This window comes from Tenacibaculum haliotis, from assembly GCF_025215075.1.
GTDB lineage: Bacteria > Bacteroidota > Bacteroidia > Flavobacteriales > Flavobacteriaceae > Polaribacter > Polaribacter haliotis_B.
In genome coordinates this window covers 184,877-195,060 of sequence record NZ_JAOBTH010000024.1, presented here as the reverse complement: position 1 = coordinate 195,060, position 10,184 = coordinate 184,877, and the positions used below count along the sequence as shown (strand labels likewise).

The window sequence follows — 10,184 nt, the reverse complement described above, 5'->3', positions numbered from 1 at the left end:
ACAAGTATTTAAACATTCGAATGGGACATTCTGCTGTGCGGCCATTATTCAGGCTATACTTGGTTACCAACTCTTCATAGATGAAAGAAAAGTCTATTAAATCATTAATTTTTCTTAATAAATTATCTTTAGGAACAATTAAATCATACAAAGAACTGTATTGACTAAATTGAATTTCTTGTTGTTGAACCAGCATCTATAAAAGCATTATTTTACTTTTTTAAGATACGAAAAAAGGAGTAAAAAGTTTTTACTTTCTACTCCTTTTAATTTAGTCTTGAGGACTTTTTCAGTGCCCTCCCTCACAGCTCGGTTTTTTTTTGCTTTAAAGAGAAATCTAGCTACTTTTTAATAAATTCGCTATTACTAACAACAAAGGTTGATGTCTCAAAAAAACGATTTAAAAGAAATAGCAAAACTCTTTTTTAAATTAGGAAGTATTGCTTTTGGTGGTCCTGCAGCTCATATTGCCATGATGGAAGATGAAGTGGTAAAGAAGAGAAAATGGATGACCCAAGAACATTTTTTAGATCTTATAGGCGCCACTAATTTAATCCCTGGACCAAACTCAACAGAAATGACCATGCATTGCGGTCATGAAAGAGCAGGTTGGAAAGGATTAGTTGTTGCAGGCTTCTGTTTTATTTTTCCTGCGGTAGTTATTACCTCTGTTTTTGCGTGGCTCTATCAAGAATATGGACAGTTACCAAAAGTTGAACCGTTTATTTACGGTATAAAACCGGCAGTAATTGCTATTATAATTATGGCAGGCTACAGGCTTGGTAAAAAAGCAATTAAAAACACCGAATTGGCTGTTTTAGGAGCCATTGCATTAGTGGTTTGTTTATTAGGAGTCAATGAAATTATAACGCTTTTTGGGTGTGGTCTTTTAGGTTTAGGATTGTATTTCTTCAAAAGAAACAAAAACAATTTACACAATTTTATTCCGCTATTAGCTTTTCAGGCAAGTGAATTTGTAAACTTAAGTAACATAAAAATATTAGTAACTTTCTTAAAAATCGGAGCGATATTATACGGTAGTGGTTATGTACTATTTGCCTTTTTAGACTCAGAATTAGTGGCAAATGGTTGGTTAACTCGTCAAGCATTAATTGATGCTGTTGCTGTGGGACAAATTACTCCCGGACCTGTTTTATCTACCGCTACTTTTATCGGGTGGCAATTAAACGGAATAACGGGCGCAATTGTAGCAACTTTAGGTATATTCTTACCTTCATTCGTTTTTGTGTTGGTATTGAATCCGTTAATTCCTAAAATGAGAAACTCTAAAGTTATCCGTGCTATTTTAGATGCGGTAAATGTTGCAGCCGTAGCTTTAATTATAGCTGTTTGTATAAATATGGCAAAAGATACTTTAATTGATTGGCGAACAATTGTTATTGCTATTGTGAGTTTAATTGTTGTTTTTGGTTTTAAAAAACTGAATAGTGCTTTTATCGTTTTAGGAGGATCTATACTTGGTTTTGTACTAACTTATTTTTAGATTTTTGCTAATACTTTAATAGAACTTATATTGTTTGATTTAGAGTATCTTTGCAAAAAAAATAATCAATGCAATTTTCAGACTTACATCTTAATCCATCTATTTTAAAAGCATTAAGCGAAGAAAAATATCACACAGCTACGTTAGTACAGCAAAAAGTGATTCCGTTAGTGCTAGATAAAAAAGATGTAATTGTTGGTTCGCAAACAGGATCGGGTAAAACCGCTGCTTTTGCATTGCCTATTATCCATAATTTAGTGCAAGAATTAGCATTAGTTCCTGAAAGAGGACCTAAAAAAATTAAAGCTTTAATTGTAAGTCCTACCAGAGAATTAGCCATACAAATTGAAGAGAGTTTTAACACCTACGCGAAACACACAAACATACTTACCGGCGTTGTATACGGAGGAATATCAACAAAAGCACAAAAAGAAACTTTAGCAAAAGGAGTAGATGTTTTAGTAGCAACTCCTGGTCGTTTAATAGATCTTAATGAACAAGGAAGCATCGATTTAAGCTTATTAAAAACTTTTGTTTTAGATGAAGCTGATTTAATGTTAGACATGGGTTTTATTCAAGATGTTAAAAAGATTGAAGCCTTATGTCCGCGTAAAAAACAAACGCTTTTATGCTCGGCAACTATGCCCGAAAAAGTAAGCGACTTGGCAAAGCAAATGTTGTACAAGCCAGAGACAGTTAACGTAATTCCTACTGATAACACGGTTAACAAAATTGGTCAACTATTATACTACACTCCTAAAAAACATAAGGTAGATTTATGTTTACACTTACTACGAAATACAATACAAGGTCGTATTCTTATTTTTAGACGTACCAAATTTGGTGTTGATAAATTAGAGCAAACACTTATAAAAAACGGCTACAAAGTAACAAGTGTTCACGGAGATAAAACACAAATTTTACGTAACCAAGCTATTGAAGATTTTAAAAACAATAAAGCTAATATTTTAATTGCTACGGATGTTGCCGCTCGTGGTATTGATATTCATAAAATTGATGCTGTTATTAATGTAGATATACCAAATGTACCTGAAACGTATGTTCACCGAATTGGTAGAACTGGTAGAGCAGGAAAATCGGGTATTGCTTTTTCGTTTTGTAGTGCAGACGAGACTAGCTACATAAAAGAAATTCAAGAATTTTTAAAGAGACCTATAAAAATCATTGAAGATCACCCGTTTCTTTTGGTAAAACCAAAACACATAAAACAACCGAATACTATCAGTAAAAATAAAAAAGGACGTAAATCTGAAGCTTCTAAAAAGAAGAAGAAACGCTGGTATTAATCCACTTACAAAATAAAAAATGCTCCGATAACAAAATAATATCGGAGCATTTTGTTTTAAATCAATTATTAATCGTAATATTGCAATATAATAATTAAACAATGGGACTTACCAAATCAGAAAAATTTACACCACAGCAAAACGATCTTGCTAAAATAGCAAAAGTGTTAGGGCATCCTGCTCGTATTGCTATTCTGCAGCACTTATTTAAAATTAATTCGTGTGTTTGTGGAGATTTAGTAAATGAAATAGGATTGGCACAACCTACCATTTCTCAGCATTTAAAAGAGTTGAAAAATTTAAAATTGATAAAAGGTAACATCGAAGGAACCAGTGTTTGTTATTGTATTGATCAAGAGAATTGGACAACCATAAAATCTTTATTAAATAACTTTTTAAACCTCGACAGCGAATCGAATAATTGCTGTTAAAAAAATTTACAATTATCCATCGTAATATTACAATTAAAATAAAAAGACATGAAATTATCAGAAATTAAAAAACATTTAGCATCCTTAAAAACAATTGCTTTTCAATTACCAAATGGAGATTTAGTGCCAAACCATTTTCACGTAACAGAAGTTGGGCGTGTAACTAAAAACTTTATCGATTGTGGCGGAACTGTAAGAAACGAAGAAGTAGCAAACTTTCAGTTATGGGAAGCTGATGATTATGATCATAGATTGCATCCAGAAAAATTAACACATATTATTGAGCTGTCTGAAAAAGTATTAAATATTGCAGATTTAGATATTGAAGTAGAATATCAAGGCGCAACAATTGGTAAATATGGATTGGATTTTGACGGAACAAATTTCGTGTTAACGGCTACTAAAACGGATTGTTTAGCAAAAGATAACTGTGGTATTCCGCAAGAAAAGCCTAAAATGAAGTTAGCAGAGATACAAACACAAAATGCTTGTTCACCAGAATCAGGTTGTTGTTAATATACTAAATTGATAAAAATGTATCCAGCTATAAATAAAACAATATTGGATTTACCTTTTGTTTCCGAAGAAAGAAAAGAAATATTGAATCCTTTACTACAATACATTCAGGAAAAAGCGACTAAAAAAGAGCCTATAAATCTTAATTTTATTTGCACCCATAACTCAAGACGAAGTCATTTAGCACAAGTTTGGGCGCAAACTATGGCGCATTATTATACGGTTTCTTTTGTGAATAGTTATTCGGGCGGTACCGAAGCTACAAATATGAATAGTACAATTGTTGCGACATTAAGAGATAACGGATTTAAAATTGAATCATTATCAGCAAACACAAACCCTGTTTATGCTATTAAATATAGCGATAACTTGCCTGCTATAATCGGTTTTTCTAAGAAATATGATGATGACTTTAATCCGGTTTCAGCGTTTTGTGCAATCATGACATGTTCGCAAGCAGATGGTGGCTGTCCGTTTATTTCTGGAGCAGAAAAAAGGGTCCCAATTACTTTTGAAGACCCTAAAATATATGATAACACTCCGCAAGAAAAAGAAAAATATTTAGAGCGTAGTTTACAAATTGCAGCAGAAATACACTATGTTTTTTCTGCTATAAAATAATTATGCTTTAAATTTCATTCCTAAATGGACAACTTTTTTAGTTTCAAAGAATTCTTCTTCAAAGAAGTCTGGTAAATCATAAGTAGTTGCAGATGTGTACTTCTCTAACTCTTCAGTTAAATCACCACCTTTTAAATACAGAATACCGTTTTTTAAATCGTGGTTTTGCTTTTTAGCAATTTTTCCTTTTGTCCATCCAACAAAAGTTTCCATTTGCGCTACTGCTCTACTTACAATAAAATCATACGTGTCTTTTACTTCTTCAACACGACCATTCGTAGTTTTAACGTTTTGTAAACCTAAACCTTCAGCAACTTCGTTTACTACTTTTATTTTCTTACCAATAGAATCTACTAAATGAAATTGCGTTTCAGGAAATAAAATTGCTAATGGAATACCAGGAAATCCGCCACCTGTACCAACATCCATCACTTTAGAACCTGGTTTAAACTGCATAACCTTTGCTATTCCTAATGAATGTAATACATGTCGCAAGTACAATTCATCAATATCTTTACGCGAAACCACGTTAATTTTTAAGTTCCAATCCTCATACAATTCTTGTAGTTTAGAGAACTGTTCTAACTGTGTTTCAGTTAAATCGGTAAAGTATTTTTTTATAAGTTCCATTGATTATTTTTTTCGTTGCAAAAGTAAAAAACTAATTCGTAATAGTTAATTATCTAACAAAAGATATATTTCTTGTTAAAAAGTTACTACTAAGCAATAACCATCGAGTAAAAACGTTTATTTTTGCGATCCCTAATATACAATAAATGAAGACAATAAACTTCTCAAGGATAGACAACGCAAAGTTCTTTCGAACTCTAAATAAACGCGTTAACTCATATTTCAAAGAAAATAACATTAAGCGTACAGGTAATTGGAAACTATATTCTAAAGCAATTATCATGTTTGCTACTTTTTTAATTCCTTTTATTTTAATACTAACCGTTACAATGCCACAATGGCTTATGGCGCTACTTATTGTAGTTACAGGTATTGGTATGGCTGGTGTGGGTATGAATGTAATGCACGATGCTAACCACGAATCATTTTCGAGCAAAAAATGGTTGAATAAATTAATGGGAAGTAGTATTTACATTTTAGCAGGTAATGTGTATAATTGGAAAGTACAACACAATGTATTACACCATACATTTACCAATGTAAAAGGACATGATGAAGATATTGATGCGGGTAGAATTATCCGTTTCTCTAAACATTCTACATGGTTACCAATACACAAGTTTCAAAAGTTTTATTCTATATTTTTATATGGATTATTAACTATTAACTGGGCTATAACTACCGATTTTAAACAAATGAGTAGTTATTTAAAACGTAAGTTATCGTACGGTAAATTTCCGAATCCTAAAGTAGAATGGACAAAATTAGTAATATCTAAAGTAGTTTATTATTCGTTGTGGATTGTATTGCCTTTATTGGTTGTAAATATTGCTTGGTGGAAAGTTTTACTAGGATTCTTTATTATGCATTATACAGCGGGTATGATTTTAAGTGTTGTTTTTCAATTAGCGCACGTAGTACCAAATACAAAAATGCCTTTACCTGATAAAGAAGGGAATTTAGAGCATACTTGGGCAGTGCATCAGTTGTATACAACCTCTAACTTTGCTCCTAAAAATTGGTTAGTTAACTTTTATACTGGCGGATTAAATCATCAGGTAGAACATCATATTTTTCCTCACATTTCTCATGTTCACTATAACAAATTAGCAAAAATTGTAAAGGAAACTGCACAGGAGTTTAACTTACCATACAACGAGTATAAAACGATGTCAAAAGCCCTTATCGAACACTTTAAACAACTAAGTTCTTTAGGTAAAGAACCTCAACTAGCATAAACAACACACAACTAACAACACAATGTCAAACGCATTATCAAACAGAATTAACAGTTTACCAATCTCACAAACTTTAGCAATGGCTGCTAAAGCAAGAGAGTTAAAGGCAGCAGGTAAAGATATTATTAGTTTAAGTTTAGGAGAACCTGATTTTAACACGCCTGATTTTATTAAAAATGCCGCTATTGAAGCAATTAATCAAGATTATAATTCATACACTCCAGTTGATGGATATGTGGAATTAAAAGAAGCTATTTGCGTAAAATTTAAACGTGATAATGATTTAACATACGCTCCGAATCAGATTGTGGTATCAACAGGTGCAAAACAATCTATCGCAAATATTGCACAGGTATTATTAAATCCGGGTGACGAAGTTTTATTACCAGCTCCGTATTGGGTAAGTTATTCAGCAATTGCAACTTTATGTGAAGCTAAATTTGTTGAAATCCCTTCTTCTATCGATAGCGATTTTAAAATTACTCCAGCACAATTAGAAGCAGCGATTACACCTAAAACAAAAATGATTTTCTTTAACTCACCAAATAATCCAAGCGGAACTATTTACAGTGAGGCAGAATACAGAGCGTTAGCAAAAGTATTAGAAAATCATCCGCAGATATATATATTATCTGATGAAATTTACGAACACATTAACTACGGAACAAAACCATTTAGTTTTGCTGCTATCGAAAACATGTTCGATCGTACTATTACCGTAAACGGATTGGCAAAAGCCTTTGCTATGACAGGATGGAGAATTGGTTTTATCGGAGCTCCTGAGTGGATTGCTAAGGCCTGTACAAAAATGCAAGGTCAAATTACATCAGGAACCAACTGTATTGCACAACGTGCTGCAATTACGGCTGTTTTAGCAGAACCTGTTAAAGTACAATATATGGTTGATGAATTTAAAACTCGTAGAGATATGATTTTAGGTTTATTAGGTGAAATTGACGGATTTAAGCTAAACGTACCAGAAGGTGCTTTTTATGTTTTTCCTGATATTTCTGCTTTCTTCGGAAAAACAGTTAAAGGAACTGAAATTAAAAATGCAAGTGATTTTTCTATGTTGCTATTAGAAGAAGCTAATGTAGCTACCGTTACAGGAGAAGCTTTTGGCGCGCCAAACTGTATTCGTATGTCGTACGCAGCATCAGAATTACAATTACGCGAAGCTGTAAAAAGAATTAAAGAAATATTGAGTTAATCTTTTAGAATTCAAACAATCTAAATAGATTTTTATAATAAATAAGGGTAGTAATTTTAAAATTACTACCCTTATTTATTTCTTTTAAGATATTTTTACAAAGCTGTTATTTAAAGAAATACTTATAATGAACATATTACTTGCTATTATTAATATACTTTTTAACCCTTTTTCTTTTTTAATCTTTATAGCTTTTTCATTTAAAAAAAACTCGTATTTTTTTACTAAAGAAGCAACAAATGTTACAAAACTTAAACTAGTACCTTATTTATACTTCTATTCCATTTATCTTATTGTTATACTTAGCTTAACTTATCTTTGTAGTTTATATATTGATTTTAATATTTGGGGCGTTTTTGTTCCTAAAAACTTATTAATATCAGCAGTTACCTGGTTAATAACAGGGTTTACTCTGCGTGTTTATTTAAAAGGAATGGAAGGCAATATTATGGGTTTTATATTTTTTCCATTACTTGCATTATCTATCCTTACACTAACTGTATTTAGTTTTTTTGATGTATTATCTTATCAAAAACTTCTAACACTACAACTTCCTGAATTAAAAATTAATTTTTGGATTAGACTACTAATACATTCTTTTTGCCCATTTTATATCATCCTATTTCTTACCAATAATAATGTAGAAAAAGAGAATCCAGATTGGATAGCTCCATTGATAAGCAGTTTAATACTACAGGTTTTATTCTTTAGTATTAATTGGGTAATTATTTATTTATTTGGTAATTCACTTACGTTTTCGCAATTTTTTGGAGAAGGAGAAACCATTATCTATTATATACCAATGATTGGAGGTTTCTTTCTTTTCATTTTATTCTTTATATCTAAAAAAATATCAACTAAGAAAAATGAACAATACAAATTAGAAACTATATCTTATTATGTAACCTTTATTAATTTTGGCCTTATCATCTTAGAAGCAATAAACTACCTAAACCTAATAAGTTCATCTTTTTAATGAGTAGTGCCACTACAAAACACACAATACTACTATTTAAAAAACCATCATTACAACAGCTAATCCAAAAACTGAAACCTTCAAAATTGTAGCTGTTTCACTATACAAGTTAGCACTACTTCTTCTTAATTTATTTTTAACTCTAAATAAAGATTCAATTTTCATCGAGTTAATATTCTCTCGAATCTCTTGTTTATATGCTGATGTTAAAATTCCTCTTTCTACGACTAAATTATTTACAGTTGATTTCATGGTTGTTGATTTTTAATTGACTACACTAATTCGACGGCTATCAAAATAAAATGTTACACCACAATTTTTAAATAGCACTTAATTAATCGATAATAAAACGAAGTGACTCTTTTATAAAACTCAATATTTACGGCTTACACCAATCAACAAACACTATCAATAAACCTCAATAACTACTAGTTAAATTTAACAAACTTTAACTAAAATACACACTCTAAAATGGCACTTTAAATGAATGTTTACGCTTCTTTTTCTTTAACTTTTTTAGATATAACACTTTCTTATCATAATCAATAAAAGCTTTGCCACTTTCTAAAATATCTGCACCAATAATTCCTGTTACTTTTTCGGCATTGTGTAGTGTTAAAGCTGTATTTACATGTGTTAAATCAAACAATACTAAATTACATTGATTCGTTTTCCATTTTCCGATTTTTAATGAATTGTTATCCGACTTCCTAGTTTCCATATCAGTTGCGCCAGCTCCAGCCGCTTTCACTTCACTCTCTTCTGATATTAACTTAAAATGTGTAATTAAATCTAGTGCTACACACGAATTCGAAGCACCAGTATCTAAAATAAACGTACCCTTTACACCATTTATTTCTGCCTTTAGCTCTAAATGATTGGTGACTATTTTTTTAAGTTTAATTTTAATATATTTCTTTTTCTTTAATATTTTTTTCAGACCTGCCATTTCTTGTACTTTTGTAACGTAAATATACAGCAATAAATGATTACCGATACTCATACACATTTATATTCAGAACAGTTTGACGAAGACAGAAACGAAATGATGCAACGCGCAAAAGAAGCGGGTGTTTCTCGTTTTTTTATTCCTGCAATTGATAGTTCGTACACAGAACGCATGTTCGATTTAGAAAAAAACTACCCAAGCGATGTGTTTTTAATGATGGGTTTACATCCTACCTCTGTTAAAGAAAATTACAAAGAAGAACTCGCACATGTAAGAGAGTGGATTGACAAGCGTAATTTTTATGCGATTGGCGAAATAGGAATCGATTTATATTGGGATAAAACATTTTTACCCCAACAACAAGAAGTTTTCAGGACTCAAATTCAATGGGCAAAAGAAAAAAAATTACCTATTGTAATTCATTGTCGTGATGCTTTTGATGAGATTTTTGAGGTATTAGAAAGTGAAAAAGGGACTGATTTATTCGGAATTTTTCATTGTTTTACAGGAACTTTAGAACAAGCACAAAAAGCTATTTCTTACAACATGAAATTAGGAATTGGAGGAGTTGCCACATTTAAAAACGGTAAAATAGATAAATTCTTAAACGAAATTGATATCAAACATATTGTTTTAGAAACCGATTCACCGTATTTAGCGCCAACTCCCTACCGAGGGAAAAGAAATGAAAGTGCTTATGTAGCTAATGTGGTAGATAAATTAGTAGATATTTACGGGTTAACTTTCAATGAAATTGCTGAAATTACCACTCAAAATTCAAAAGACATTTTTAAAGTGTAAA

At 31.3% G+C, this 10,184-nt stretch carries 13 protein-coding genes; 9 read left to right on the top strand and 4 right to left on the bottom strand.

All coding sequences use genetic code 11. The annotated features are described in order from the left end of the window. The coding region (locus N2251_RS05200) for a transposase (RefSeq protein ID WP_512701089.1) at positions 1 to 196 on the bottom strand (196 nt) is incomplete at its 3' end. A 186-nt stretch (positions 197 to 382) separates the two neighbouring features. Here N2251_RS05200 and chrA point away from each other — a divergent pair. From chrA to N2251_RS05175, 5 genes are all read left to right on the top strand, one after another. Beyond that, entirely contained in the window at positions 383 to 1,504 is a 1,122-nt protein-coding gene (chrA, locus tag N2251_RS05195; protein ID WP_260585657.1) for a chromate efflux transporter, read from the top strand. Positions 1,505 to 1,572: 68 nt separating this feature from the next. After that, positions 1,573 to 2,811, top strand: a complete 1,239-nt coding sequence (locus tag N2251_RS05190) for a DEAD/DEAH box helicase (protein ID WP_260585656.1) — start codon at positions 1,573 to 1,575, stop codon at positions 2,809 to 2,811. Positions 2,812 to 2,912: 101 nt separating this feature from the next. Continuing rightward, positions 2,913 to 3,242 carry an ArsR/SmtB family transcription factor gene (locus N2251_RS05185; RefSeq protein ID WP_260585655.1) on the top strand — a complete coding sequence of 110 codons (330 nt, stop codon included), beginning with the start codon at positions 2,913 to 2,915 and terminating at the stop codon, positions 3,240 to 3,242. Between the two features lie 48 nt (positions 3,243 to 3,290). Beyond that, entirely contained in the window at positions 3,291 to 3,758 is a 468-nt protein-coding gene (locus tag N2251_RS05180) for a DUF6428 family protein (RefSeq protein ID WP_260585654.1), read from the top strand. Between the two features lie 18 nt (positions 3,759 to 3,776). After that, entirely contained in the window at positions 3,777 to 4,379 is a 603-nt protein-coding gene (locus N2251_RS05175) for an arsenate-mycothiol transferase ArsC (protein ID WP_260585653.1), read from the top strand. On the opposite strand, the gene rsmG is transcribed toward N2251_RS05175, so the two are convergent. Further along, the gene (gene rsmG / locus N2251_RS05170) at positions 4,380 to 5,009 is read right to left on the bottom strand and encodes a 16S rRNA (guanine(527)-N(7))-methyltransferase RsmG (protein WP_260585652.1); all 630 of its coding nucleotides are present in this window, start codon (positions 5,007 to 5,009) and stop codon (positions 4,380 to 4,382) included. Positions 5,010 to 5,155: 146 nt separating this feature from the next. Between rsmG and N2251_RS05165 the strand changes: the two genes are divergently transcribed. The 3 genes from N2251_RS05165 (at position 5,156) to N2251_RS05155 (ending at position 8,433) form a co-directional block, all read left to right on the top strand. Beyond that, positions 5,156 to 6,247 carry a fatty acid desaturase family protein gene (locus N2251_RS05165; RefSeq protein WP_260585651.1) on the top strand — a complete coding sequence of 364 codons (1,092 nt, stop codon included), beginning with the start codon at positions 5,156 to 5,158 and terminating at the stop codon, positions 6,245 to 6,247. Between the two features lie 22 nt (positions 6,248 to 6,269). Then, positions 6,270 to 7,457, top strand: a complete 1,188-nt coding sequence (locus N2251_RS05160; protein ID WP_260585650.1) for a pyridoxal phosphate-dependent aminotransferase — start codon at positions 6,270 to 6,272, stop codon at positions 7,455 to 7,457. A gap of 127 nt (positions 7,458 to 7,584) precedes the next feature. Then, entirely contained in the window at positions 7,585 to 8,433 is an 849-nt protein-coding gene (locus tag N2251_RS05155; protein ID WP_260585649.1) for a hypothetical protein, read from the top strand. Positions 8,434 to 8,469: 36 nt separating this feature from the next. Here the strand turns inward: N2251_RS05155 and N2251_RS05150 are convergent, their stop codons facing one another. Beyond that, positions 8,470 to 8,685, bottom strand: coding sequence for a hypothetical protein (locus N2251_RS05150; RefSeq protein ID WP_260585648.1), 216 nt, complete (start codon positions 8,683 to 8,685; stop codon positions 8,470 to 8,472). A gap of 214 nt (positions 8,686 to 8,899) precedes the next feature. Next, positions 8,900 to 9,382, bottom strand: coding sequence for a retropepsin-like aspartic protease (locus tag N2251_RS05145; RefSeq protein ID WP_260585647.1), 483 nt, complete (start codon positions 9,380 to 9,382; stop codon positions 8,900 to 8,902). Positions 9,383 to 9,418: 36 nt separating this feature from the next. Between N2251_RS05145 and N2251_RS05140 the strand changes: the two genes are divergently transcribed. Then, positions 9,419 to 10,183, top strand: coding sequence for a TatD family hydrolase (locus N2251_RS05140; protein WP_260585646.1), 765 nt, complete (start codon positions 9,419 to 9,421; stop codon positions 10,181 to 10,183). Position 10,184 lies beyond the last annotated feature (1 nt).

What these genes read in the sequence shown, in the direction of transcription:
- chrA (WP_260585657.1), top strand. Translation starts at nt 383, where the DNA reads ATGTCTCAAAAAAACGATTTAAAAGAAATAGCAAAACTCTTTTTTAAA.
- N2251_RS05190 (WP_260585656.1), top strand. Translation starts at nt 1,573, where the DNA reads ATGCAATTTTCAGACTTACATCTTAATCCATCTATTTTAAAAGCATTA.
- N2251_RS05185 (WP_260585655.1), top strand. Translation starts at nt 2,913, where the DNA reads ATGGGACTTACCAAATCAGAAAAATTTACACCACAGCAAAACGATCTT.
- N2251_RS05180 (WP_260585654.1), top strand. Translation starts at nt 3,291, where the DNA reads ATGAAATTATCAGAAATTAAAAAACATTTAGCATCCTTAAAAACAATT.
- N2251_RS05175 (WP_260585653.1), top strand. Translation starts at nt 3,777, where the DNA reads ATGTATCCAGCTATAAATAAAACAATATTGGATTTACCTTTTGTTTCC.
- rsmG (WP_260585652.1), bottom strand. Translation starts at nt 5,009, where the DNA reads ATGGAACTTATAAAAAAATACTTTACCGATTTAACTGAAACACAGTTA.
- N2251_RS05165 (WP_260585651.1), top strand. Translation starts at nt 5,156, where the DNA reads ATGAAGACAATAAACTTCTCAAGGATAGACAACGCAAAGTTCTTTCGA.
- N2251_RS05160 (WP_260585650.1), top strand. Translation starts at nt 6,270, where the DNA reads ATGTCAAACGCATTATCAAACAGAATTAACAGTTTACCAATCTCACAA.
- N2251_RS05155 (WP_260585649.1), top strand. Translation starts at nt 7,585, where the DNA reads ATGAACATATTACTTGCTATTATTAATATACTTTTTAACCCTTTTTCT.
- N2251_RS05150 (WP_260585648.1), bottom strand. Translation starts at nt 8,685, where the DNA reads ATGAAATCAACTGTAAATAATTTAGTCGTAGAAAGAGGAATTTTAACA.
- N2251_RS05145 (WP_260585647.1), bottom strand. Translation starts at nt 9,382, where the DNA reads ATGGCAGGTCTGAAAAAAATATTAAAGAAAAAGAAATATATTAAAATT.
- N2251_RS05140 (WP_260585646.1), top strand. Translation starts at nt 9,419, where the DNA reads ATGATTACCGATACTCATACACATTTATATTCAGAACAGTTTGACGAA.